The 25,499-nt window shown below is 55.0% G+C and carries 24 protein-coding genes; 4 read left to right on the top strand and 20 right to left on the bottom strand.

Features of this window, described 5'->3' with window-relative positions; translation table 11 throughout:
* From A6R74_RS07780 to A6R74_RS07810, 7 genes are all read right to left on the bottom strand, one after another.
* On the bottom strand, window positions 1-183 hold a 183-nt coding region (locus A6R74_RS07780; RefSeq protein ID WP_121499367.1), incomplete at its 3' end, for an aldehyde dehydrogenase family protein.
* A 44-nt stretch (window positions 184-227) separates the two neighbouring features.
* Window positions 228-1,058: a p-hydroxycinnamoyl CoA hydratase/lyase gene (locus A6R74_RS07785; RefSeq protein WP_064233966.1), complete on the bottom strand. Its 831-nt coding sequence runs from the start codon at window positions 1,056-1,058 to the stop codon at window positions 228-230.
* 97 nt (window positions 1,059-1,155) lie between these two features.
* Window positions 1,156-2,223 (bottom strand): TRAP transporter substrate-binding protein, encoded by a 1,068-nt coding sequence (locus A6R74_RS07790; protein ID WP_064233967.1) that lies wholly within the window; start codon window positions 2,221-2,223, stop codon window positions 1,156-1,158.
* A gap of 66 nt (window positions 2,224-2,289) precedes the next feature.
* On the bottom strand, window positions 2,290-2,766 hold the full coding sequence (locus tag A6R74_RS07795; protein WP_064233968.1) for a DUF3237 domain-containing protein: 477 nt from the start codon (window positions 2,764-2,766) through the stop codon (window positions 2,290-2,292).
* A 15-nt stretch (window positions 2,767-2,781) separates the two neighbouring features.
* Window positions 2,782-4,101 carry a TRAP transporter large permease gene (locus A6R74_RS07800; RefSeq protein WP_064233969.1) on the bottom strand — a complete coding sequence of 440 codons (1,320 nt, stop codon included), beginning with the start codon at window positions 4,099-4,101 and terminating at the stop codon, window positions 2,782-2,784.
* Window positions 4,101-4,712 carry a TRAP transporter small permease gene (locus A6R74_RS07805; RefSeq protein WP_082906620.1) on the bottom strand — a complete coding sequence of 204 codons (612 nt, stop codon included), beginning with the start codon at window positions 4,710-4,712 and terminating at the stop codon, window positions 4,101-4,103. The genes A6R74_RS07800 and A6R74_RS07805 overlap by 1 nt, the downstream gene beginning before the upstream one ends.
* Before the next feature lie 153 nt (window positions 4,713-4,865).
* A complete protein-coding gene (locus A6R74_RS07810) occupies window positions 4,866-5,369 on the bottom strand; it encodes a MarR family winged helix-turn-helix transcriptional regulator (RefSeq protein WP_064233970.1) in 504 nt (167 codons plus the stop codon).
* A 143-nt stretch (window positions 5,370-5,512) separates the two neighbouring features.
* Here A6R74_RS07810 and A6R74_RS07815 point away from each other — a divergent pair, with 143 nt between their 5' ends.
* Window positions 5,513-7,312 (top strand): feruloyl-CoA synthase, encoded by a 1,800-nt coding sequence (locus A6R74_RS07815; protein ID WP_064233971.1) that lies wholly within the window; start codon window positions 5,513-5,515, stop codon window positions 7,310-7,312.
* Window positions 7,313-7,495: 183 nt separating this feature from the next.
* Here A6R74_RS07815 and A6R74_RS07820 read toward each other — a convergent pair whose 3' ends face one another.
* Both A6R74_RS07820 and A6R74_RS07825 read right to left on the bottom strand, forming a co-directional pair.
* Complete coding sequence (locus A6R74_RS07820) at window positions 7,496-8,689, bottom strand: DcaP family trimeric outer membrane transporter (protein WP_064233972.1); 1,194 nt, start codon at window positions 8,687-8,689, stop codon at window positions 7,496-7,498.
* A gap of 216 nt (window positions 8,690-8,905) precedes the next feature.
* Complete coding sequence (locus tag A6R74_RS07825) at window positions 8,906-9,583, bottom strand: GntR family transcriptional regulator (protein ID WP_064233973.1); 678 nt, start codon at window positions 9,581-9,583, stop codon at window positions 8,906-8,908.
* Between the two features lie 149 nt (window positions 9,584-9,732).
* Here A6R74_RS07825 and A6R74_RS07830 point away from each other — a divergent pair, with 149 nt between their 5' ends.
* The 3 genes from A6R74_RS07830 to A6R74_RS07840 all read left to right on the top strand — a co-directional run bounded on the left by A6R74_RS07830 (window position 9,733) and on the right by A6R74_RS07840 (window position 12,883).
* On the top strand, window positions 9,733-10,800 hold the full coding sequence (locus tag A6R74_RS07830; protein WP_064233974.1) for an aromatic ring-hydroxylating dioxygenase subunit alpha: 1,068 nt from the start codon (window positions 9,733-9,735) through the stop codon (window positions 10,798-10,800).
* Entirely contained in the window at window positions 10,797-11,765 is a 969-nt protein-coding gene (locus A6R74_RS07835; RefSeq protein ID WP_064233975.1) for a PDR/VanB family oxidoreductase, read from the top strand. The genes A6R74_RS07830 and A6R74_RS07835 overlap by 4 nt, the downstream gene beginning before the upstream one ends.
* 95 nt (window positions 11,766-11,860) lie before the next feature.
* Window positions 11,861-12,883, top strand: coding sequence for a TRAP transporter substrate-binding protein (locus A6R74_RS07840; RefSeq protein ID WP_082906622.1), 1,023 nt, complete (start codon window positions 11,861-11,863; stop codon window positions 12,881-12,883).
* A 270-nt stretch (window positions 12,884-13,153) separates the two neighbouring features.
* Here the strand turns inward: A6R74_RS07840 and A6R74_RS07845 are convergent, their stop codons facing one another.
* The 11 genes from A6R74_RS07845 to pcaF all read right to left on the bottom strand — a co-directional run bounded on the left by A6R74_RS07845 (window position 13,154) and on the right by pcaF (window position 25,491).
* A complete protein-coding gene (locus tag A6R74_RS07845) occupies window positions 13,154-13,969 on the bottom strand; it encodes a hypothetical protein (RefSeq protein ID WP_064233976.1) in 816 nt (271 codons plus the stop codon).
* Between the two features lie 186 nt (window positions 13,970-14,155).
* Window positions 14,156-14,665, bottom strand: a complete 510-nt coding sequence (locus A6R74_RS07850; RefSeq protein ID WP_064233977.1) for a DUF3592 domain-containing protein — start codon at window positions 14,663-14,665, stop codon at window positions 14,156-14,158.
* A 131-nt stretch (window positions 14,666-14,796) separates the two neighbouring features.
* Window positions 14,797-15,060: a PAAR domain-containing protein gene (locus A6R74_RS07855; RefSeq protein WP_064233978.1), complete on the bottom strand. Its 264-nt coding sequence runs from the start codon at window positions 15,058-15,060 to the stop codon at window positions 14,797-14,799.
* The gene (locus tag A6R74_RS07860; protein ID WP_064233979.1) at window positions 15,057-15,905 is read right to left on the bottom strand and encodes a hypothetical protein; all 849 of its coding nucleotides are present in this window, start codon (window positions 15,903-15,905) and stop codon (window positions 15,057-15,059) included. The genes A6R74_RS07855 and A6R74_RS07860 overlap by 4 nt, the downstream gene beginning before the upstream one ends.
* 66 nt (window positions 15,906-15,971) lie before the next feature.
* On the bottom strand, window positions 15,972-17,945 hold the full coding sequence (locus tag A6R74_RS07865) for a hypothetical protein (RefSeq protein WP_064233980.1): 1,974 nt from the start codon (window positions 17,943-17,945) through the stop codon (window positions 15,972-15,974).
* Complete coding sequence (locus A6R74_RS07870) at window positions 17,942-19,300, bottom strand: DUF4123 domain-containing protein (protein ID WP_064233981.1); 1,359 nt, start codon at window positions 19,298-19,300, stop codon at window positions 17,942-17,944. The genes A6R74_RS07865 and A6R74_RS07870 overlap by 4 nt, the downstream gene beginning before the upstream one ends.
* A gap of 3 nt (window positions 19,301-19,303) precedes the next feature.
* A complete protein-coding gene (gene tssI, locus A6R74_RS07875; RefSeq protein ID WP_064233982.1) occupies window positions 19,304-21,268 on the bottom strand; it encodes a type VI secretion system Vgr family protein in 1,965 nt (654 codons plus the stop codon).
* 413 nt (window positions 21,269-21,681) lie between these two features.
* Window positions 21,682-22,314, bottom strand: coding sequence for a protocatechuate 3,4-dioxygenase subunit alpha (gene pcaG, locus A6R74_RS07880; RefSeq protein ID WP_205634164.1), 633 nt, complete (start codon window positions 22,312-22,314; stop codon window positions 21,682-21,684).
* A 29-nt stretch (window positions 22,315-22,343) separates the two neighbouring features.
* Window positions 22,344-23,075, bottom strand: a complete 732-nt coding sequence (gene pcaH / locus A6R74_RS07885; RefSeq protein WP_064233983.1) for a protocatechuate 3,4-dioxygenase subunit beta — start codon at window positions 23,073-23,075, stop codon at window positions 22,344-22,346.
* A 32-nt stretch (window positions 23,076-23,107) separates the two neighbouring features.
* Window positions 23,108-24,277, bottom strand: a complete 1,170-nt coding sequence (locus tag A6R74_RS07890; protein WP_064233984.1) for an alpha/beta fold hydrolase — start codon at window positions 24,275-24,277, stop codon at window positions 23,108-23,110.
* An 11-nt stretch (window positions 24,278-24,288) separates the two neighbouring features.
* The gene (gene pcaF, locus A6R74_RS07895; RefSeq protein ID WP_064233985.1) at window positions 24,289-25,491 is read right to left on the bottom strand and encodes a 3-oxoadipyl-CoA thiolase; all 1,203 of its coding nucleotides are present in this window, start codon (window positions 25,489-25,491) and stop codon (window positions 24,289-24,291) included.
* Between the last annotated feature and the right edge of the window lie 8 nt (window positions 25,492-25,499).

The raw sequence follows: 25,499 nt of genomic DNA on the forward strand, positions 1-25,499 counted from the left end.
GGGGCCAGTTGCAGACCAAGCTGGGAAAGCCTTTGCAGCCGCCTCGACTGCCCGAGCAGCATCACTAGCGGATGCCGCCGCTGCCTGGGTGACGACGTCACCGGTAAGCGGGTTATGGCGAGTAATGGTCGCGTCTTGATGAGCGGCACAGCGCTCCCTGCCAATTAACAGATTAATATCCATGACTGCCTCTCGTTCAAAGGGTGGCAATTATTGTTATGCAGCACTTATCGCTGGTAGCTCTCCAGCCCTGGCTTGATGCTCTTGTCGTCGAGGAACTGTTTGAGCCCCTGGGCACGGCCCTGCTCGGGGTCAAGCTGCTGCGCCTGATCGAGCTTGGCGTAGAGGTACTCTTCGTTCTGCTCCCAGGTCAGTTCGCGGCACATTTTGAAGCCGATCTTGGCAGCACGCAGCACAACAGGGTTCTTGTCGCGCAGCGTAGCGGCCAGCTCGAGAGTGGCTTCGCGTAGCTCGGTCAGCGGTACACTTTTGTTAACCAGCCCCATCTTGGCTGCCTGGGGGCCAGTAAATGTTTCCCCGGTCATGATGTAGTAGAGCGCTTCCCGGTGGCCCACGGTATCGGCCATGGCTTTGCTGACCAGGTTGCCGGGGGGAATACCCCAGTTGATTTCGGAGAGGCCGAAAACCGACTCGTCGGCGGCAATCGCCAAATCGCAGGCCACCAGCGGCGAGAAAGCCCCGCCAAAGCACCAGCCATTGACCATGGCGATGGTAGGCTTGGCGTAGTGGCGCAGTAGCTTCCACTGCCAAGTAGAGGCGTCGCGGCGTACCTTGACCTGAACGATCTCGGGGCTGGCGTCGATCTCGCGGAAGTACTCTTTAAGATCCATACCGGCGGAAAAGGATTCGCCCTCGCCGGTCAAGACCAGTACGTGGGCCTCCTGATCCAGCTCGATAGTTTCCAGCACATCGATCATTTCACGGTTGAGCGTCGGGCTCATGGCGTTGCGCTTTTCAGGGCGATTCAGAGTCACCCAGGCGATGCCCTCTTCAACGTTAACCTTTACGGTTTGCCAGCGATCTTGGTATTTGCTCATCTCTTACTCCTTGGGTTTTATCAAACGACTTATAAAGCTATTTATTCAAAAGCTATTTATTAAAAAACTACTGATTGGAAAGCGGCTGCTTAGCAACTTACTCAGCGGTGAACTTGTCGATTAACTGTCTGGCATCGTTATATAGCGCTTCGCCATCGAGTCCTTTCTCTTCGGCATCGGCGATCCACTCGTCAGCCACTTCCTGGCCCACGGCTTGCCACCGGGCAGTCTCCTCACTATCAAGCTGGGTAATGGTGCCGGGCTGCTCGCCATTTTGGATGGCCTGGATCTGTACCTGGTCGGCGTCATCCATGATCTGACCTATTTTGCGGGCCTCCTGGATGCCGGAGTGAGCGTCGATAATCGCTTGCAGATCGGCGGGCAGCTCGTCGTATTTACGCTGATTCATCGCCACGATCATCATCGTGGTATAGAGCGCATTATCACCGCTGAAGACGGTATGTTCGGTAGTAATATCGGCTAATCCCATGGCGGTAATCGCTTCAAAGGGGATCACCGTTCCATCGAGAACACCCCGTGATAATGCTTCCAGCGCCTGAGCGACCGGCATACCAATGGGCTCAGCGCCCAGCTTGGCAAGGTAACGGTTCACCAGCCGGCTGGGGCCACGCATTTTTAGCCCCTCTATATCGTCGAGTGATTCAATCCGCGTCTCTTTGGTGTGCAGTGCACCAGGGCTGTGAGTATGGACAGCAATCGGGTATACGCCCGCTAACTCATCCTGCATGTAAGTCATTGCATACTCATGAGCTGCCTGGCTGGTCGCAGCGCCTGTGGTCGGTATAAACGGTAAGTCGAAGACCTCTGCCCTAGGGAAGCGACCGGCGTTATAGCCCAATACAGTCCAGATAATATCCACCTGGCCGTCTTTCGCCTGGTCATAGAGCGAGGGAGGCGTGCCGCCCAGCTGCATTGAAGGGTAGAGTTCAACCTCCAAACGCCCGTTGGACTCTTCCTCGATGGCCTCTTTCCAGGGAATAAAGTACTCCTGGTGAACGGGTGCCGAAGACGGGAAGAAATGATGCAGCCTAAGCGTGTACTCGGCCTCCTGGGCGCTGGCCTGCCCAACGCTCAAGACAAGAGGCATGGAGATGGCAAGTGCGAGTAAACGCCGGTGTAGCCTTGGGGTTGCCTGCTGTGTCATAAAAAGTACCTCGTTGTGTTTGTTATGTTGGCTGTGGTCAATGGTTAAGCGACTGAGCACGGCGCTTTAATTCACCGCGAATAAATCAATCAAAACGTTCTCCCGGGTACGCTCGGCAGCGCCGATAAAGATCGTGCGTGTTAGCCAGGCGTAGTCCGAGCTGGAGGTATAAAAGCGCGGCGTGGTCTGAAAGTAATACTCCTCTGGGGCAACGGGCTCCCCGCGCTGAAGGCGCTGCATGACTTCAGTCGAGCCGTGCCGAAACCCGATGTTTTCGACTTCGATGCGCTCGCCACTATCGGTTTCTAGAAAGTAGCGGGCATGCAGTTCGGCCACCCCATCGGTACGCAGGGTCTGCCAGTCCCCGCCACCAGGCAGAACCACGCCGTTCAACCGCTCACCACGCACCTGACCGCCAGTGATCGCAATGAAGCGACGCTTGCCCTGAGGGTTTTCACCGAGCTCCAGCGGGGTAGCGACGTCGACCGTTAAGCGCGCGATAAAAGTTGCTGTCGGTATTCGCTGGGATGCATCACGAGACATGTCGAACTCCCTTGGTCAATTGATTAAGTAGACGAAGCCAAGCGAGATGGCGGGGAAGAGCACCAGCAAAATAATGCGAATAAGGTCGGCCGCTAAAAAAGGCAGAATGCCTTTAAAGGTCTCCGTTAAGGGAATACGCGGGGCCATGGAGTGGATAATGAAGATGTTCAGCCCCACTGGCGGCGTGATCATGCCGACCTCAACGACCACCAGCGCTAAAATGCCGAACCATATCGCCACATCGGTTGCGGGCATACCGAAGTCCATCCCGGTGACGATGGGCAGAAAAATAGGCACGGTGAGCAGGATCATCGAGAGGCTGTCCATAAAGCAGCCAAGTACCAAATAGCAGAACAGAATGCCCGCCAGTACCACCCAGGGACTGATCTCGAGCCCCACAATCCAGCCTGCAGTGATTTGCGGCAGTTGAGTCAGGGCAAGGAAGCTATTAAAGATACTGGCACCGAGCACGATGAAGAAGATCATCGCCGAGGTCACCGCGGTTTCAAGAACGCAGTCCCGCAGGCCGCTCCAACGCAGGCCGCCTCGTGTTATTGCCAAGGCACCGGTGGCGACCGCACCCACGGCGGCAGCCTCGGTCGGCGTAAAGACGCCGGTATAGATGCCCCCAATCACTACGATAAAGATCGCTGCTCCTGGCCACACCTCCAGCAGTGAGCGCCAACGCTCGCCGCGAGAAGCTTTTGCCTTACTCGGCGCACTGTCAGGAAAAAATCGCACGTACAGCGAGATGGCGAGCATATAACTGAACACCGCTAACAACCCCGGCACCAACGCAGCGGCAAACATTTCGTTAATGTTCTGTTCGGCCAGGATCGCGTAGATAACCAGCACCACCGAGGGAGGGATCAGAATCCCCAGGGTACCGCCAGCTGCCAATGCGCCGGTCGCCAAGCTACCGCGATAGCCCTGGCGTTCCATCTCGGGAAGTGCCACCTGGGTCATGGTGGCGGCGGTCGCCAGCGAAGAGCCGCAAATGGCTCCAAACGCACCACAGGCGCCAATCGTGGACATCGCCAGTCCACCACGACGGTGGCCCAGCCAGTCATTGGCCGCCTGGAACATGGCCCGGGAAAGGCCGGCTCTCGCCGCAAACTGCCCCATAAGCAGGAACAGTGGAATGATGGATAGCGTATGACTGGAAAAGTGTTCGTAGGGAAGTGACTTTAAGCCATTTAAAATGCCCATCGGGCCGGTGATCAGCATCATGCCTACGGCACCGACCACCAGCATGGCCAGGCCGATAGGAATACGCGTAGCCATCATCAATAGCAGGACTACAAAACCGCTGGCGCCCAAAGTGAGAGGTGTCATCACAGGTCTCCTTGGGCGGAGTTTTCTTTAACTTGAGCTTGAGTCGAACCGGGCTGTTGCGGGCTGTAAGTAAACGCATCGCAGGTGCGATACAGGCAGACCAGCGTCAACAGCGCGAAACCCACCAGTCCGCCGATATACCCCCACCAGAGCGGTATATCCAGCAGCATGCTGGTTTCCATATAGCGGCGTTTATCGAGCAAGCCGTGATAGAGGCGCCAGGTCATTAACCCAGCTACTACCAAAAAGAGCGTTTCGGCGACAATAGCGAGCAAGCGCTGAAACATGGGCGGCGCATGCATGACCAAGAGATCCACCGTGACATGCCCGCCGCGAAGGTGGCAGTAAGGTAAAAACAGAAAAACGGCAATGGCAGTGCCCATTTCCACCAGCTCGTAATCGCCAGCGATGGGCCCCACCCACGCCAGCATGGTTATATCGCTTAACACTGGTGCACTGGCTACCCACCGGCCAAGAATGCTAACGACGGTGATGATAGCGAGTGCTGTGATTAATAATCCGCCGCTTATCGCGGCAACCCTACAGGGTATCTCAAGGCTACGGCGCATCAATGCAGTGCCGATTGTCGGTACCGTCGCTAAGCTGCTCATCGTTTCGTCTCTTGTTTTTGGAATTCGCTGTATGGTTGAAACCCACCTTGCGCGATACACCGCGAGACCGTCACAACCAAACTAGTTACTTAATATAAGTAATTGTCTTTGAGAGAGCATGCAAGCATTGCCGACAAAAATACGCCTAAAGTTTTATTCTTCGTCCGTATCCGAGGTATATATTTTCACTAACAGTGCCAGCAACTGACGCCTTTCAATTTCACTAAGTGATTGAGTTGCATTGATATCGCTCTGTTCAGCCAGCTCTTTTAGCTGTCCGGTCAAGGCTTCGCCTTTTTTGCTAAGAAAAATCCCGTGGGAGCGCTTATCTCGCTTACAGCGCACCCGCAAAGCCAGCCCTCTTTCCTCCAGGTTGTTAATAAGGCTAACGATTCTGGGAGGATCAATGTCTAGCACCTTGGCTAAATTGGTTTGGGTAATGCCGGGATACCCTTCAATCACCACAAGCGAAGAGAACTGGGCAGGACGTATTTCATGCTCCTGCATGGCCTCATTAAAATGTTTAAAAACAGCAAGCTGGGCCCTTCTCAAGGCGTAACCAAGGCGATTTTCAAGCACTAGACCGACGACAGAAGTGGGCTCTTTTTCGTCGGGCTCAACTTGTTGAATAGAAGCGCTCTTTTTAGTTATGGCCATGCGTTAATTCCTATCTCATTTAAATAATTACAACTATGGTCTTAAATCAGCATCCTAGCTAATCATCTAGTTAACAACTATAACTATATTCGCCAAGATGACAGCACACAACAAATCCAAGATTTTTCGCTATGGAGCTATTCATGTCACTCCCCCCTCCGCTGACTAACACCTTACAAGAGTTCCGACTACACGGAGGCGATGTTCCCTCTTACCCACACAGCATGACCCAGCGGCTTGCCCATTGGGCAAACAAAACACCCCTGAATACCTTTTTGGCAGAGCGCGAAGAGGGTCGGCACACGTGGCGAACGCTAACCTTCGATGAAGCAATGCCACAAGTGATCCGCCTGGCACAAGCACTGATTGATCATGGCCTGTCGACGGAGCGACCGCTAATGGTGCTATCGGGAAATAGCATCGAACACGCTCTGCTTGCCTGTGCTGCCATGCACGTGGGCATTCCCTACGTGCCGGTGTCGCCCTCTTACGCGCTGCTATCCGAAGATTTCGTTAAGCTGCGGCATGTGGTGGAACTGGTGACCCCGGGGATGCTATTTGTCGATGAGGAGGCGCGCTTTAGCCGGGCACTGGCGGCCGTTTGCGATAGTGGCGTCACCTGTGTGGCCAAGGTGCCTGCTCAGCGAGCCCTGGCTTTTGATTCACTCGCCGCAACGCCAGCGACTGTCGCGGTGGAGAGTGCCCATGCCCGCGTAACGCCTGACACTATCGCCAAACTACTGTTTACCTCAGGGTCGACGGGCATGCCCAAAGCGGTGATCAATACCCATCGTATGCTATGTAGCAATCAAGCCATGCTAGCGAAACGGCTGAGCTTTCTAGAGCAGCACACCCCGGTATTAGTAGACTGGCTACCCTGGCACCACACCTTCGGCGGCAATACGATTTTGGGGATGGCGATCCACAATGGGGGCTCTTTATATATTGATGATGGCAACCCCACTCCTCAGGGGGTTCAGCGCACCATCGAGAACCTCCGCGAGGTGTCGCCGACATTTTACTGCAATGTCCCCAAGGGGTTCGAAGCGCTGGTCGAGCATTTGCGCAACGACGACTCCCTGCGTGAGGCCTTTTTCCGCGATCTGGAAATGCTACACTTCGGGGGCGCCGTGCTACCCGCCCATGTGCGCGCCGCTCTGGAAGCGTTAGGCAAACAGACTCGCGGAGCTCCCGTTCCCATGTTGACAGGGCTCGGCTCCACCGAAGCATGTCTGGCCTTTTGCACCGAAGAGCCCAGCGATACACCAGGGTTGATCGGGAAGCCTGTACCGGGCATGGCGCTTAAACTAGTGGCAACGGACGATAAGTGGGAGGCGCGCCTTAAGGGCCTCAACATTACCCCAGGTTACTGGCGCGATTCGCAGCGAACCAGCGAAGCGTTTGACCACGAAGGTTACTACTGCACCGGGGATGCCATGCGCCTCATTGACCCCGACCACCCCGAGCGCGGGCTAATCTTTGACGGCCGGCTAAGCGAGAACTTCAAACTGGTGACCGGCACCTGGGTCAATGTGGGCACCCTGCGCCTACACCTTGTGGAACACTTTGCCCCTCTGGTACAGGACATCGTGGTGGTCGGCGAAGGGCGCGACTACCTGACGGGCATCGTCGTATTGAACCTTCCTGCCTGTGAGCATCAGCTTGGCAAAGTGGGCACTCCTCTTGACGCTCTGGCCACAAACGCCAACCTGCATCAGTGGTTCGCCCAGCGCCTGGCAACCCACTGCCACGGCCAGTCAAGCTCTATGCGGCTGGAGCGCCTGCTACTGCTCAACCAACCGCTCTCCGTTGACCGTGGCGAACTGACCGATAAAGGCTCGGTGAACCAACGGCTAGTGCGCGAGCGCTACTCGGATCTCGTGGCATGCCTCTACGCTGAGCCACCCCAGGATCCACGCATTATCCTGCCAGCACCTTCATAAGCCTGAATCAATGCCAGGATGGCTAAGTGACACCTCTAAGAACCTGCTTTACAGACAGGCATCCTAGAAGAGCCTTTATTAAACGATTCCGCTATACCCGCATCAAAAAGGCTGGCGAAATGCCAGCCTAAAGCTTGGTCGAAACAGTCGTCAGTCACCTACATCACCAATACCGCTATCTCGCTAGAATTGGAAGGTAGCACTTGCCTGAAGGCGACTCGCATCATTGGAGACCCCATTCCCCTGCTCGATATCAGCATGCTGGTACTCAAGACCTACTGACATGCGGTCGGTAACATCCCAAATCACATTGGCAAACCCGTAGTCGAGCGTTTCGAAATGATTGCCATAGGCTGCGGGTAAATCTTGTTCAAGCCGCGAAACACCCACAGAGCTGAACCAGCTATCCGTCCAGTAATGGTTAAGAGAGAGACCAAACGCCCGGGTTTCAATCGTTTCTAGGTTGTTACCCTGCACATAGACGTCAGGTGCGTTGCGGTGCCCTACATTGCCAGGGTTGCCCATATAGTTACCAATCCCCTCACCGTAGGTGGCACTGCCGCGCAAGCTGGTTGACGCATTAAAGGGCAAATTGAACTGCGCCTGCACCCCGTAGCCAGTGACTTCATCATCAATGGTATTGGTGATGTTATTGGTCGAAAGTTGACGCGCTATCCCGGAGAGCGCAAATAAACGCTTATATTCATAGCGCAGCGTCAAATCGGGAAGCTGGCTCTCCCCATCGGCCACTGAAGCATCATTGCGGGCAATGACCGTGGTGGGATTCTCCAAGGCAACAGAGAAACTGCCTTCCCCGACAGGCTGGGTATAGCGCAGCTGTGCCTGCCGCTCAAAGGCGTAGCCCTTAGGATCCCCGAGAGCCAAGGTGCGTGTCCCGCCCACGAAACTCATGAAATTTGACCATGTTTGCCCGGCGAGAAAACCGTTCAGCTCACCATACGCATGGCGCAACCCAAATTTACCATCGGGCACAAAATGCCCTTCGAAGTAAGTGGTTAAACGCCCATAGTCAGTCGCGGTGTGGGTACGGAAATTCAGGCGGGACTCATAGGCCGTAAAGCTGGTTCGACCATCGGTTCGATTGCCAGGGTTCATAACGGCGTAAGGATCCGTTGATGTGCCCAGGTCGTAGTCGAAGTCGTAAAACGCATCGAGCTTAACGTACCCCCCAAAGGCGATATCGGTTTTGGTGCCTGGAATATTAATCGTTGATCGATGATTCCAGGGTGGGCCTACACGGCTTGGCTCACCGGTCACGATAGGCTGTCCGGCTTCTACCACATCAAACGCATGGGCCTGGACAGCAAGCGCACAGGGAGCGAGAAGGGCGCATGCAACAAAGTGGTTAATTTTCATTGTCTGTCTCTGCTTTTGGTCGTAATGGTTAGTTGTAATTATTCTCAATGCGAACGCTGATCCGCATTACGTACCAAAGCTGCGAAAAAAACCTCCATCTGTCAATTAAAATGGAGGCTATGCATCTTAAAATTTATATAAGATATTGAATATAAATAATTTTGTATTATTAATACTTTGGTTTAATTATATAGTGTAACTAAATAAGTCGCCTTTTTATTCAGAATCGGCCAGTAGCTCAGGGTAACGCAGCCCGATCAGCGCATGCTCGCGCATTAGCATTTCTGCCCTAGCCCCCTCTCCCCGCTTAAGTGACTGAAATATAAGCTCATGATGAAACTGTGCTAACTGCAGCTTTTTAAACTCTCGCTCCAGGTCATCGCTATCAATGATGATCGAGTCGGCCGCAGCGAAAGGTAAGTGATTATTTCGTGCAATGGCATCTGCCACGACACCGCTACCGATAGAGTGAATGATAATGCCGTGGAAATGAGCATTAAGCTCACTCCATTGATTGATATCGGATTCTACAAGGTATCCTTTGGCGATTAGCTTTTTTCCTTTTTGGATCCAAAAACTCAACTCTTTATCGACGTCAGGTGGCAGCCCCTGCTCAGCCAAATGCCGAGCGGCCAGGCCCTCCAGCACCCCGCGAACTTCAACGGCACAGTGCACATCGGCTTGGGTAAACTCGCGCACCATAAACCCGCGCTTGCCCGCCTGCTGGAGCAACCCCTCTTGCTCTAATGTGCGAAAAGCCAGACGAACAGGGGTTCTTGAGACCCCAAGCTGCTCCGCTACAGCGACTTCACCCAGGCGATCCCCCGGAGAATAGCGCCCCTCACCGATTAGTTTTCGAAGTCGACCGACGACATTTTTATCGTTGTTACTCATTTAATTTTCTCTCATATCAACAATAATTTTGCTATTAGCTAGCATGCTCTACAAAAGTATAGGTTGACTGCAAAAACCTTCCCGGCATTTAATTTGGATCCAATAAAGCAATACGGCACTAAATAAACAATACTAAAAAGGAGCTTCCCGTGACGCAACAAACCTCGTTTCCTTTAAATACCTGGTACGTCGCCTGCACCCCAGAAGAGCTTACAGAGAAACCGCTTGGTCGTACTATTTGCAATAAACAACTAGTTTTCTTCCGCGGTGACGAGAATCGCGTGGCCGCCGTAGAGGACTTTTGCCCCCACCGTGGCGCGCCGCTCTCCTTGGGCTTCGTGCGTGATGGCAAGCTGGTGTGCGGCTACCACGGCCTTGAAATGAACTGCAGCGGCAAATGCGACAGCATGCCCGGCCAGCGGGTTCGAGGCTTTCCAAGCAATCGCGCCTACCCCGTTGAAGAGCGCCACGGCTTCATCTGGATTTGGCCGGGGGATCCGGATAAGGCCGACGCCGCTTTGATCCCCGAGCTGCACTGGGCCAACAACCCCGACTGGGCGTATGGCGGCGGCCTCTACCATATTCAGTGTGAATATCGCCTGATGATCGACAATCTTATGGATCTTACCCATGAGACCTATGTGCACGCTTCCAGCATCGGCCAGCCGGAGATAGAGGAAGCCGCCCCAGAAACGACGGTTAACGGCAGCGAAGTGATCACCAGCCGCGAGATGAAGAATATCCCCGCGCCGCCTTTCTGGCAGGCCGCTCTGCGTGGCAACGGACTTGCTGATGACGTCCCCGTAGACCGCTGGCAAATTTGCCGCTTTACGCCTCCCAGCCACGTATTAATCGAAGTCGGCGTGGCCCACGCGGGCAATGGCGGCGCTAAAGCACCGGCAGATGTGAGAGCGTCCAGTATCGTGGTCGACTTTATCACTCCTGAGAGCGATACCTCTATCTGGTACTTCTGGGGCATGGCCCGCAACTTCAAGCCGGAAGATCAAGAACTCACCGACAAGATCCGCGAGGGCCAGGGCAAGATCTTCGAAGAAGATCTTGAGATGCTCGAAGCCCAACAGCGCAACCTGCTGCGCTACCCCGAGCGCCAACTGCTGAAACTCAATATTGACGGCGGGGGCGTACAGGCGCGCCGCATTATTGATCGAATCTTAAAAGAGGAGCAGGCCGAGCAACCCCAGGAGGCAACGGCATGAGCCACCCCTCTCTATCGCTTATTGTTGAGGTAAAAGCTCGCCATGAGGAGGCGCTAGGCATTGCCACCTTTGAGCTTGCCGACCCGCACGGCCGACCGCTCCCCCCCTTCAGCGCAGGCGCCCATATTGACGTGCAGGTGAAAGAGGGGGTGATCCGGCAATACTCGCTGTGCAATCACTCTGAGGAGAGGGATCGCTACTTGATCGGCGTATTGCGAGATGAAGCCTCCAGAGGAGGCTCCATCGCCATGCACGATGAGATTAAAGTGGGCAGCCTGCTACTCATCAGCGCCCCTAAAAATCACTTCCCGCTTAAGCCAGCTAAACGCACTTATCTGCTGGCGGGCGGGATCGGCATCACGCCATTGCTGTGTATGGCAGAGCGTTTAGCGCGCACCGATGCAGATTTCGAACTGCACTACTGCGCCCGCTCCGCCGAGCGCATGGCCTTCCGCGAACGAATCAAAACGTCAAGCTTCGCCGATAGAGCATACTTCTACCTGGACGATGACACCGCGTCCTCAACCCTAGACCTGGAAAAGCTGCTGAGTGAGCCGGAGGCTGATGCCCAGGTCTACGTCTGCGGCCCTAGCGGATTTATTAACGCCGTCCTATCAACAGGTAAACAGTGCGGCTGGCCAGCCGACCAACTGCACACCGAGTACTTTGCCGGTGCTGATACAGTCACCGAAGACGATGGCAGCTTCGAGGTACGCATCGCCAGCAGCGGCGCGGCCTTTACCGTGCCTGCCGATAAAACCGTCTACCAAGTGCTGGCTGAAAATGGCATCGACATCATGGTCTCCTGCGAGCAGGGAGTATGCGGCACCTGCCTCACCCGGGTGCTCGAAGGCGAACCCGACCACCGGGATTTATACCTGGATGACGATGAGCACGCGGCCAACGATCAATTCACGCCCTGCTGCTCCAGAGCCAAGAGCAAAACCCTTGTATTGGATCTTTAAACCGTCTCAAACAAAGTTTCAAAAACAGCTTCAAAAACAGTTTCAAAAACAATCATAAAAACGTGCCCCATCGACTAGCAATCAGGATAACGACAATGAAAAAACTACCCACCCACCTAGCCAAGGCAACCCTGTTTGGCGTGTTCGCCGTTTCATTCGTGGCCCCCGCCGTGGAAGCCAGTACCACACTTCGCGTGGCGCACGTCTGGCCGGGCGGCTCCATGATAGACCGTGAGTTGTTTCAGGCCTGGGCTGAAAGCGTCGAAGAGGCGTCGAATGGGGAGCTGAAAGTAGAAGTATTCCCCAGCCAAACGCTGGCGAAATCGGCTCAAACCTACGAAAGCGCAGTGATGGGCATCGCCGACATAGGCGCTTCTGCCCAGGGCTATACCGCCGGCCGCTTTCCGCTCACACAAGTCGTCGAACTGCCGGGCGTGTCATCAAGCGCCCGTCAAGGGGCCTGCATTCTCCAGTCGCTTTACGATCAGGGGCATTTTGAACAGGAGTACGCCGACACACGCCCGCTGTTCTTGTTTACCACCGGCCCAGGTTACCTCCACACCAAAGATCAGCTTATTGAAACACCCGCTGATCTCGAGGGGCTTCGCCTGCGCCGCCCTACGCCAGTGGTGGGTGATATGTTCGAGCGACTCGGTGCCCAGGCGGTGGGCATGCCAGCACCGGATGTGTTTACCTCCATGCAGCGCGGCGTCGTCGACGGCCTAAGTTTTAACTGGGAAGGCATGAAGACTTTCCGGCTGAACGAACTGGCGCAGTACCACACCGAAGTGCCCCTGTATGACCTTTCCCTGTTCGCCACCATGAGTCAGCGCAGTTACGACAGCCTGCCAGCTGATTTGCAGCAAGTAATTGATGACCATAGCGGCTTAGAGTGGTCGCTTCGTGCGGCGGAGGTTTACGACGAGATGATACGCCAAGGCCGTGAAGAGGCCGTTGAAGCGGGGCATGAGTTTGTCGTCATCGAAGACGCCCTCGAAGATCCTGAATGGGGCCCAGTGTTACAGCAGACCATTGATGATTACTTGAAGGAAATTGGCGGCGCTGCCAATGAAATCTACGAAGCCGCGATGGATTTACAGCAAAGCTGCCCGGCCTAGGTTTGAAGCTATAATAAAAGGGCAGCCAGCGCAGGCTGCCCATTGTTCTTACACCCAGAATTTTTACCTACTCAATTGATAAGCACCACATTCCCCAAATGATGCGCCTATTACTAACTGCCCAACGGCCCCTTTCAAGACATCTCTCCTGGTATATCCATCGTTTCGAATAAGCGCTACGGCTGCACCTTGGTTCTACTCGAGGCGCTAAGAATCACGCTGCTGTGATCCGTTTTCTCAAACAAAATCACGGTCTTTACTTGATGATAATCACTCACTCAATAACTGATTAACTTCCTGAACTTTACTTTCAAGATCTTCTTTCTGAGCATCCAGGTACTCTGCGTCAGCCATACCAAAATATGGAATTGATGGCCCAAACATCCCGCTACCAGGCTCTAAAGTTGCAAGACGCTCGCTCACATTTTCAATCTGCGAACTTACTCGTTGTGTAAAGTTATTCTTACAAACACTGGGAGTAGTCCACCTCAAATGGCTAGGCACCGTAATATCCTGGTCGAATGCCGACTGACGCGATTCCATAAACTCAGCGCATAATTGTGCAAACTCCTCCAGGCGATCATCCAGCGAGGATTGAAGAGTCGCTATTTTCTCTTGTGCCTCATCAATTTTAGCCTGTTGCTCTGCTTCTCTCACTTCGGCATCAGCTTTCTGCTTAGCTTCTCTTGCCTCATTTCTAGCCTGCTGAGCTGCATCGCGGGATGGTTGTGCAAGTTCGCTGACTCTCTCTCCCAGTTCCCTGTTTTCAAAGTGTGAAAGCTCTATGCCCATTGGGTTTAGCTCGCTGTCTTGAAGCCTGTCACGTAGATCCGTGCGACAGTCAGCTTTGATCCTTCCAAGATACTCATCCGGGATATCTTGGACGATTTCATCTTCCAGCCCTGCAAGCAGGCGCACGCAATCTTCTGTATTGCTCAAAATGCGGGGAGGCAACGGCTGCCCATAGGCCTCGTCATGCTCGCCCAGCAATGAAACCAGCTGTTCATCAGTTGCTTCAGGAACACTATCACCACATGCAGCAAGTAACAGGACAGACGAGAAAGCAAGACAGCGTGATATATTCAAAATTCACTCCTTCGAATCAAGTAAAAGAAAAGCAGCAGTAACGCGACTTTTCCTGCAACAACAATTCTCACGATACTAACCGACAAAAGCTAATTATACCTTTTAAAAATCGCCATGACCATATTAATTAGGCATTTATTGACAACCGCTCCACTGGCAATATTATTAACAAACAAAAAGCTATATTTAATTAGCCTTCAATAAAGACATGCGCACTAACACTAGACCCACAAAAGCGAACACTACGCCCATCAATGTGCCTAAAAACGTAGTGCCCTTCCAAATACTCCTCACAAGATAGGACTCGCTTGGGTTTGAAGGATTAACCCAAGCAACGAATGTATTCACACCTTGCCTAGAATGCTCAAGTTCGCGATCAAGCCAGTTGGGATCTTTAGCTAAAACATTGTCATAGTTACTGACATTATTACTAACATACCGACTTCCTTCATATGTATACGTATAGCTGACTTCAGGCATATAACTCGGAGATGAATACCGTCTTCCCCCTGACACTTTCACCATATCCTTTTCTAAAATAACAGTGGGCACTTTATCCCAGAACATACTGCGCCCGTAATCATAAAAAGGAATCATCACCAAACCAAAAAATAAGAATAGACCGATGAAAAAACCACAGGTACCAAATATAAAGAAAAGGCCGTATCCTTTCTTAACATTTAAAAGGCTAACCATTAACTGCCCCTGCTTTGAATATTGATATTAAAATGGCAAGACGAACAGCGCCCTGTTTTCCAAATAAAGTGCCTGCCACTAATCGGCCAATGACTCCTTTCAAAACTTCTCTCCTCGTATTCCCAATAAAACTAGGACTGCACCTTGGCACTGCTCGACGCAGTAATAATCTCGCCACCATGATCGGTTTTGCAGCCCAAATAGGCGGTGGGCTTACCATCGTGGTTGGAGTGGCTGGAACCTTCAATAATAGTAGCGCCGCAGCCGGTTTTATCACCCACCCGCGCCACGGGCTGACCCTCTACCTGAGAGGGCGAACCGGAGACTATTTCCGTTGTGCCGTGGCCGGGAATCGGGCAGCGGTGTAGGTCGCCTTTGCGGGCAACGGGTTTCATCGGCAGATTTCCCACTGGCCATCACGGCGGATGAAGTAGAGGCTGACATAACTTAAACGCCCCTCTTGTAAAACATTATTAAAACGGATGGGCTCACTTACTCCTTTTGTGGTCAGCCATGCCACGCGATTATCTGCACCCAAGTTTAACGTCATGGGCTCTTCTGGGAAGTCGTCTAACTGGTAGAGATCCGGGTTATCGAAGTACAGATTGTAGCTAAACCTATCCCGCACGTAGTCTTCTGGGGTGCTTGAGGCCAGAGCAAGCTCTTGTGTCCTTGTCGATGCGGCCGCTAACAGGGCATCGTTATCGCCTGCGGCAAACAACGCATGCAGTCGGCGGTATTCACGAGTCAGGCTATCCCGGGTGGCATCATTGTCGTTTAGTACATCGCCTTCTTCCCAGCACCAAGTAGGCATCGGTTGGCGGTTGTTGAAGTTAACTTCTAGCGTATCGTTGTCTTCATCACGACTAAAGCGAATGTCATTTTGTAGTGGCTGCAAAGGAGCATCAGAGTCTGTTGACACTATCTCGGGCTTGGCGTCTTCCACGCCAGGCATCATAACGACTTCAAAGGCGGTGCTGGCTTCAGTGTTAGGATTTTGACCGGGCTCCCAATACAGCAGTGATACGCGCAGCTCATGATCAGCCTCATACTCAAGCGGCCATGTATATAACTTGACGGTATTCTTGCCATTCTTTATGTATTGGGAGATAGGCAACCGTGTATCGAGATTGCTCGGTGTACCAGAAAAATTAAGCATGATGTCTTGTACGTCAATCGAAGATGCTAACCCATTAACGCTCCAGCGAACGCCAAACTGATACTCGGTTTCCTGTGCCATTGCCTGAGTCTCCATACTGAGTAATGCCGATAGAATAAGTGCGATAAGTGGTTTCATTTGACGATGTTAATCTCCGTTGTTGAATGCATGAAAAGCTCCCGTCCAACTGTCTGCCAGGCGGTAGGCGCGAGTGGTACCATCCGCTACCCAGCGGGTGCCATCCTCGGTCTCGACCGTCTTGGCACTGCTGTGCTGGGTTTGTCGGCTTCGACCACCATCAGAAGATTGGCTATCGCGCTCAGTTACATCCCCTTTTTTATAGCCCTGCACACGTACCACCGCACCGGTGTGGGAAAGCTGGTAGCCCCATTGGTCGTTTTCGATGGCAATCGTGATACTGCCGCTGGTCGACACCTCGGCCCCGTAATTGAAGACGGTTCTCTCGGTCCATAAGTGGTCGTAGTAGCCCATCATTCCTCCGGCAATGACGGCTTTCAGGGTGATACTAATTTGCCCATCTGGATTTTCAAGCCGGCCTTTCTTGTAGTTAAAGTCAGCGCGGAGCATATGATTGCCGAGCGTTTCCTCCGTGGGCTGAGGGCCAACTCCTAAGCCAACCTCCATATACAAATAGGGCGCAAACTGATAGCTGAGAGCCCAAGTCTCTCTGCCTTTTTCGGCATCGTTTAGGAAAGCAAGTAGGGAACGAGCGGCTATCCCCGTAGGAGTAACCCAGCCCCGCCAAGAACCTCCCACAACCTCTATTGCTTTTTTGAGAGCTTGATAGATATCAATGTTGATACCGCACTCGTAGGCGATTGAAAGTCCGGGAGTGATTTTCCAGGTTGCCCCAGGGGCTCCCTCCTCCTCGGCCTGCTCAGTAGTGGCGCCTAACATCAATTCAGGCCCACGGGTGTAGAAACTGAACAACTGACTGCCATTACTCTCTGTGCCACTGAGACTGCTGGCGATACGTTGCGACGCATTGGTAAGAGTACCGATAAAGCGCTCAACTGTGTTTTGCTGTTGGCGCTGGTTCTCTGCCCGTCGCATCGAGGGGCCAGTGTCGTAGGTTACGGTGTCACTTGGGCTAGTACCCACTGTTATTGTGTCGTTGTGACTGCCACAGACAAAGGTTAAGTCAGCGTGAAAGCCCCAGCCTTGGCGTTCTGTGATTTTCCTTACGCGCGGCCCCATGTTCTGTTGAGCGGCCACCTCTTGCCCTTCTTTTTTTTCTACCGAGCGCGTGTCAACACTGGGTGGTGCCACCGTTATCAAGCCATCGAACTTCAGTTGCGGCAGCGTCACCGCCGTAAAGGTAAAGTCATTAGTGCCATCATAGGTGATACGGAAGGTCTGCTCATTTACCATGGCCGCGCGGTTCATCATCATATTCAGCAGCATGACGGCCACTTTAAGCGCAAGCTCAGCATCCGTCGGCACAAGGCCAATGAGCACACTGGGTATTGTAATAGGCGACACTGGCCGGGTCATCGCCGTAAAGTCGAGGGTCGTGGTCGCTCCTGGGGGAAGCTCAGTGCCGTTAAGTTCGTCGATCCAATATAGCGTGTGCTGCCCGTGCGAGCAGTCATCGGCCAGCGTTATCGCTACATTCCCTTCATCTTTAAGCTGTGTGCCCTCAAAAAAGTCTTCAAGGGTTCCTTCCCCCGTTACGAACTTATCAGCGACAAAATAAATTTTGCACTCGGTATCAACTAACTCGTTTTCACCTTGCAGAATCACACGCTGATTCCTCTTGGCGTGGGTGTGACATACCACCTCAACTTTCTCGATACAGGGGGTTTGTGATGCACATACGGTACAGGGTGCACCGAATTCAGGATCTTGAGCTTGGGGTCTCCCTTCAAGCACGGGTAAAGGCATAGGGGGAATTGGGCTTTCTGTGAGTGCTTCCCCACCATTTGCCAAGAAGTTGTTGTAGTGGTTTTGGGCCGTCATCGCCTCCAGTGTTTCACGCTGAACGTCGTCTGCCTGCATAGCGTTCTGGATCGATCTTAGCGTGGTCGCGGGGCTGGAGAAGCGCTCCGGTTGGTTTTGCGCTAAATACGCAATGTCTTCAATACTGGGTTGATAGCTCATGGGCGTTCCTCGTCAGCGATGGGCCGATAGTTGTCTTCATGCTCACCCGCTTGTTGATAGGGGGCCAATAGCGCATGCCGTATACACCCTCGGGGTAGCCACTCTTCCAGTAACTGGCACTTCCGCCAGCCAGCTAGCTTTGCGTTGCCGAGTATCCGCTGAGCATCGGGGTGGCGCTGGGCAAAATCAGTGCCCACCTCCAGCACACAGATGACCAGGGTTTGGATCTGCTTTTTAGAGGCAAGCCCATACCGCTTCCCTAGCTGTGTGGCGTCGATAACCGCACGCATCCGCTCACCTTCGGATACCTGGGAGTAGCGTTCTTTGAGTGACCGCGCGAGAGCTTGGCTCGCCCGTGACTGTGCAAGCGCACCAAAGTGCTGGTACTCCGCCTGCCCTATCACAAACTGCCGCCCCTGGCCGTTGGCGGCGCGGGCATCGTCACTAAGGGCGATGCGCACTAGGCGCCCGTTCACCTCACTGGCATTGGCGTCAAGCTCAATCTCGGGGATTAATGTCAGCTCAGGGGGGAACACCATTAAAGGCGAGGCAGGCACTATCACCGTTTCGAGTGGCGCCATAAAAGCCGCCAGCTTCCAGGGCTCCAGGGCTTGGCTCATATCCAGCGCTACCCGGGGGTCGTAAAAGCGGAAGTACACCGGGGCCTGGTCGTTGGCGGGCGTCCATAGCATGGTGAACTTGCGCAGGTGGCTGCGCAGTTGCTTGAGGGTGGCGTTGGATTGCAGCAGAATCCCCCAGTGCTGATCCTGGGGCAGGTTTTCCAGCCATTGGCGTACGTCGCTGTCGGCTTCCAGGCGTACCAGCCAGGGGGCATTGGCCTGGGTGGCGCTATCCGTTGAGGCATACAGGCAGGCGCTTTGTGCCTCGGCCTGTCTAAGGCGGGCCATGGCGTCTCGGCAGTTAACCCCATCGATGACCGCCCATAGCGGTGGCTGATGAGGGGCAAACAGCGCTTGCCAAGTGGTCTCTTGGTAGTTCACCGGTGGCAGGATCGCCGCCGGTGGGGGCTCCGGCACTTTCTCTGGTAAGAGGGGCAGCATCTCGCCATACGCCACCGGGTGTTGCGACGAGGTGGTGTGGGCTAGCTCCACCAACCCGTGGGCGATACCTTCGCGGCGGCAGCGCTGAAGCAGGGTTTCAATGGCATCAAGGCGGATTAGTCCTAGGCCGTCATCGTGACACTGCTGCTGCAACAGCGCTCTTACCTGAGCTTCGTCTTCGGCCAGCACCGCCGCAACGGTGACGGCTTCGTCGGCCTCTTCCTCCCAGCGCCGGGCACTGGGGGAATAGGCCATCACATGGCAGCGGGCCAACCAGTAGTCGGGCGTTGCCATGGGTTACTCCTCTTCGAGCGGGCAGTGGGATACAAACGGGCTGCCCTCCCCGGCGGCGGCTTCCAACACAGCGGGGATGCTGGGCAGTGCCGCCGCGCTGGGCGATGCCGAGCCAACATTGAGTACCGGGGTAACATCCACACTGCCGCCGCCGACCACTAGCGCGGCACCACCGGCAACCAAGGTGATTTTGCTGGCATCAAGGATAAGCTCGCCATCGGCTTTAAAGGTGATATCGCCATTGGCGTGGGTCTGGTAGCTGCCGCCTACCGTTAGCCCCCTATCACCGTCCACCTGTTCGGTGTGGTGAGTGTGCACGGTGATATCACGATTGCCGTCGATGGTTTCAACGCGATCCTTGGCGACCGCCAGGTGGGAGTTATTGCCGATGGTGGCGGTGTCGTCGAACTCGACCCGCTTCTGGCGGGAGTTGAGGACATGCAGCTCCAGATTTTTCTGGGCGTGCATATAGATGAACTCTTCCCCGGCCTTGTCTTCAAAGCACAGCTCGTTAAAGCCTTCGCCTTGGTGGGTCTGGGTTTTGATGGTGGTGCGGGTTTTGTGCTCGGGGAGTTGATACGGCGCTGTATTAGCGGCATGGTAAGTGCGCCCAGTGATCAACGGCTGGTCCGGATCGCCTTCAAGGAAAGAAATCGTGACCTCATGCCCGATCCGCGGTATGGCGATACTGCCGTAACCCGCCCCCGCCCAGCCTTGCGACACCCGTACCCAGCAGCTGGCCTTTTCATTAGGCTCCGCGTAGCGATCCCAAGGAAACTGCACCTTGACCCGGCCATACTCGTCACAGTGAATTTCTTCCCCTGGCGGCCCCACCACAAACGCCACCTGCGGGCCATCCACGCGTGGCTTGGGGTTGGGTGTTGCCCGCCAGGCTGTGTCGCCAGGCCCCAGCACCAAGGTGTTGTGGTAGCGGGTCATCCCGCCCGTATCGCTACTGGAAATACTATCTTCTTCCAGCGCTTGAGGTTGTTCGCCGTAGTGGGTGACCTCGATAAGCTGCCAGTCGCGGTTAAGGGCGTCGGCGTCGTGATCGGTGAGGGTAAAGCGCGCCCCTGGGGCGAGCTCGGGTAGGTCACTCTCGGCGTGAGCGGTGATTGCCTCTCGGCGCAGGTATTCAAGCCGCGTGCGGGTAAACGGCTTGCCGGAAGCGTCCCGCTTATAACGTCCTGGGTAGTCGTAGTGTTCATAGTCGGCACGTTGGCCGTGCTGCTCAACGTCGCGGCCCTGGTGCTCATGCAACTGTGCATAGCCAGGGTTCTTGAAGGTGTAGTCCTTCAGTGTGGCAGAGGAACTGGCCACCCGCGCTGTCTGGCGCAATTTACGCACATGGCGGGTGGGGGACGTTCCCCCGGCACGGCTGTGGTAGGTGCGTTCACCGAGAGTGCTGAGCATTTTAGGATCGTCGCTAAAGATCAGCCGGTGGGCGCCTGCCTCGAAGGTATGGTAGTAGAACAGCCCTTCTTCAGCGGCAAGGCGCTCGATAAAGGCAAGGTCGCTCTCGCGGTACTGCACACAGTACTCACGCTCGGCCAGTTCACGGGTCACGTCAAAGGTGACATCGCCAATGCCGCGCTCTTGGCAGAGGGTGGTGATAATCGTGATGGGCGTGACTTTCTGGAAAATACGCGAGTTGTGCCGCAGCGACAGCCGCCAAAGGGCGGGGCGTAGCACAAGTGAGTAGAAAGTGCGGCGATGACCGCGATCGCCTTGGGAAAATTCGCTAACAATGCCATGGATGTGGCGCAGCGCTTCTCCGCTGTGCCAAACGGTGAGCGTGGCGTCACGATCCAATAGTTCAGCGGCATTGAGTTGGCCATTGCGGCTAGCAAAGTTGAGCGTAAGCTCAAAGGGATTGGACAAGACCTCACGGTGAGTAAAATCCACCACGGCGACATCGTCTACGCCGGGCAGTGTGAGCGTAAAAGACAGACCGGTGCCGTTTGCCATCGCCTCCCTCCTTGGATCGTCCATTGCTAATAAGAGGCGCTTAGCGTAGCGAGATACTGTGAAGGTGCAACCGTTTGCAAATATGAAACGTAGATGACCTAAAGACTGCCCAGCGGTTTTAGAAGATAAAAACCAGCAATAAGCTAATAAAAACAGCCTATTGAAAAAACAAGCTTATTACCATTTCCATATTTGTAAGATATATCTTACAAAATTTTCCGAAATGGCTTACAAACGCTCTCCTGTAAACACCTCTGAATCATCAGGCTGCTGCTAAAAAATCCTAGCAAGCACAACTACAGTCAACCCCACAAAAGTAGAACTTACCTAGCTGGTAGATCATCGCGTCGGGCATATAAAAAAAGCGCCATGACAGCATCACAGCGCTTTTTTGCAGTGGCGAAAATAACGACTTAAAAATCAAAAAACACCGTCTCTCCCTTGCCCTGCAGGCGGATATCCAAGCGGTAACGCACCTTGCCGTCCACTTCTTCGCGCTTGGCGATTAGCGTTTGGCGGCGCGCCGGTGATTCGATGCGGGATAGTACCGGGCACTGGGCGTTCGCTTCAGCCTCGTCGTCAAAATAGAGCCGCGTTTGCAGGTGGATGTTCACACCCCGGGCAAACAGCGTGAGGTTAATATGCGGCGCCATTAGTTGGCCGCTGGGGTGCTTCACCGCGCCGGGTTTGATGGTGGTTAATGACCACTCGCTGCCGTGATCGAAGGTGGTAGCGGTGCGGCCAAAGCTATTAAATGGCTTTTTCAGGTCGTAATCGGCCTGATAATCGCCGTTAGCGTCGGCCTGCCACGCTTCAACAAAAGCATCGCGCACCAGATCGCCGTTGCCATCGATAACGGTACCCACCACTTCGATATGCTCGCCCTCGGCGTCGGGCTTGGCCATCTGGTTCCAGATCTCTTCGTCCCGCACCGGATTGCCCGCTGCCGCAAGGGCAAGGCCAATATGTACGTAGGGGCCAGCGGTTTGCGAGGCGGTTTCACGCAGCATCAATTCGCTGGTCGGTTGGCTGTTAGGCTGATTCATGAGGTATCCCCGCCCTTATTGGTTTTCGGCTATTGATTTTCAAAGAAGGTCTGCAGCTCACCGCGCACCACCACATCAAAGCGGTAAGCCAGGCAGTCCATCGGTTTGCTATGGGCCATATCCAGCCGCCCGATCATCGTCTCAACGGCGAGCGGGTCTTTCAGCGTGTGCACGATGGGGCAGAGGGGGATCAGCGGGTCGCCTTCAAAGTACATCTGGGTAATCAGCCGGGTAGAGATCGAAGGGCCGGTGACTGAGACGTGAATATGCGCAGGCCGCCAGCTGTTCATATCGTTGGGCCACGGATAAGGGCCGGGCTTGATAGTGCGAAAACGGTACATGCCCTGCTCATCGGTCAAACAGCGCCCCACACCGCCGAAGTTGGGATCCAGCGGCGCCAGGTACTTATCGTTTTTATGCCGGTAGCGGCCGCCCGCGTTGGCCTGCCACATCTCCACTAGGGTATGCGGTATCGGCTTGCCGAACTGATCGACCACTCGGCCAAACATGATAATTCGCTCACCCTGGGGCAGCCCGCCCTGGCTCGCATCCTGACGAAAATTCAGCAGCAGATCATTATCGTGGGGGCCCATACGCAGGTGGCTAAAATCCGGGCCGGTCAGTTCAGACACGGTCGGTTGCTGCATACTCACCAGCGCCTGCTGGGGGGAGCGGGCCACCGAGGTCTTATAACCAGGCGCGTAGGCAGGCGGGTGCCAGTTACGGTCACGGGCCACAAAGCGTTTGTTATCGTGGGTCATCACCCTTACCTCTCATTAATTATTTTGACTCGCTACTCGCCCCAGCCCAGCTCTTTAGCGAGGGCGAAGGCGTGATTGGCTGCCGGAACTCCGCCGTAAATCGCCACATGCATCAGCACTTGGCGCAGTTCGGCCTGAGTTAGCCCAATTCGCTTGGCGGTTTTTAAGTGCAGCGTTAGCTCTTCGCGACCAAGCGCGGCGAGAATCCCGGTGGTGATCAGGCTGCGTTCGCGACGAGTAAGATCGTCGTTGCTCCACAGCTCGCCCCAGGCTAAGCGGGTAATCATCTGCTGGAAGGGCGCATCCAGGCTGTTGGCGTTGGCGGTGGAGCGCGCCACGTGCTCTTCGCCCAATACCTGTTTGCGGGTCTCCAAGCCGGTGGCGTAGGCCACGCCTTGGTTGGCCACGTCACCTAAATCAGTCGCCAAAACCGCGAGCAATTTCTCGGCGAATAGCGCTGGGGCTTCAACAGAGGGCACATGGCCAACGCCGTTAAATACCTCTAGCGGTGCGCCATCGAGTTCCGCTGCCAGGGCTTCCAGCGTAGCAGGCGGTGTGGCCATATCTTCGCTGCCGCCAAACAGCTGCACTTTCGTGTTCTTACCTGCGAGCTTGCCAGTAAAGGTATCGCGACCAAGCATTTCACACAGCTGGGCGTAGGACTCATCGTCACCACGGCCCATCTGGGTGCACCAACCCGCTTTCAGCGCCGGGCTTGCCTCAAAGGCCTGTGGTGCAAACCAGCGCGGCACGATCTCTTCAGACATCGCCGCCTGGCCCTCCTGACGCACGCGACCTGCGCGGGTATTCCACAGATCCGGACTGCCGATGACCGCACCGGTGTTGGTTAGCGTGGCGGAGAGCAGGCGCTCGCTATGCTCGGCTATCAGCTGTTGGCCAACAACGCCGCCAATGGAGGTGCCAGCAAAGTGAAAGCGCGTCGCGCCCGCCAGTTCCACCAGTGCGAGTGCCTCTACCGCTAAGTCGGCGGGGGTGATTTGCTCGCCGTTGACTGCTTGGCTAGCACCGTGGCCGGGCAGATCCCAGGCCAGCACCCGGTAGCGGGGCAGCAGCGCAGGAATCACGTCATCCCATACCGCTTGGCTCATGCCCAAAGGGTGCGCCAGCACGACCAGCGGGTTTACTTGTGCACCGAGCAGCCGATACGCCACGCTGCGACCGTTGATGGTATGAAATGCCATGATTACCTCCGTTAAACCCGTTCAATCAGCGTGGCGATACCTTGGCCAACGCCCACACACATGGTGCACAGCGCATAACGTTTGCCGCTGTTTTGCAACTCATGGGCAGCGGTCATTAACAGGCGCGCACCGGACATGCCTAACGGATGGCCGAGAGCAATCGCGCCGCCGTTGGGATTCACCCGGGGGTCGTCGTCTTTAAGGCCAAGATCGCGCATGCAGGCCAGCGCCTGGGCGGCGAACGCCTCGTTAAACTCAAACACATCGATATCGTCCATCGAGATACCGGTGCGCTTGAGCAGTTTTTGTACGGCCGGTACCGGGCCATAGCCCATAATGCGCGGCTCTACGCCTGCGGTGGCCATGCCGATGATTTTCGCCATCGGCGTTAGGCCATGCTGCTTAACCGCCGCTTCGCTGGCCACCAGCATCGCGGCGGCACCGTCGTTAACGCCGGAGGCGTTGCCTGCAGTAACGCTTCCACCGTCTCGAAAAGGCGTGGGCAGTCCAGCGAGCTTATCGAGAGTGGTCTCCCGCAGGTGTTCATCCTGATCAAAGATCAGCGGTTCCTGCTTGCGACGGGGAATCTCAATGGCGGTAATTTCTTGGGCAAAACGCCCGACCTTTTGGGCGGCAGCGGCTTTCTGCTGGGAGCGTAGCGCAAAGGCGTCCTGATCTTCACGGGAGATGTTGAACTGCTCGGCGACGTTCTCTGCCGTTTCCGGCATGGAGTCAATGCCATAAGCTTTCTTCATCAGCGGGTTGACCAAGCGCCAACCGATGGTAGTGTCTTCGATTTTTTGAGTACGAGCGAAGGCGCTATCGGCCTTGCCCATCACGTAGGGCGCCCGGGACATGGACTCCACGCCACCCGCCAGCGCCAGCTCCATCTCACCGGCTTTAATGGCGCGAAACGCCGTGCCGACGGCGTCCATACCCGAGCCACACAGGCGGTTCATGGTCGTGCCGGGTACCGAGGTAGGAATGCCCGCCAGCAGCGACGACATGCGCGCCACGTTGCGGTTATCTTCACCGGCCTGGTTGGCGCAGCCCATAAACACTTCTTCGATGGCGGCAGGGTCAAGATTCGGCGCTTCCGCTAGCACGGCTTTGAAGATAGTCGCCGCGAAATCATCCGGGCGCACGCTGGCAAGCGTACCGCCAAAACGGCCAACAGCGCTGCGGCGGGGATGGCATAAATAAACGTCACTCATAGCAAACT

The sequence above is a fragment of the Halomonas sp. ALS9 genome, from assembly GCF_001651035.1.
In the GTDB taxonomy this organism is placed as follows: domain Bacteria; phylum Pseudomonadota; class Gammaproteobacteria; order Pseudomonadales; family Halomonadaceae; genus Vreelandella.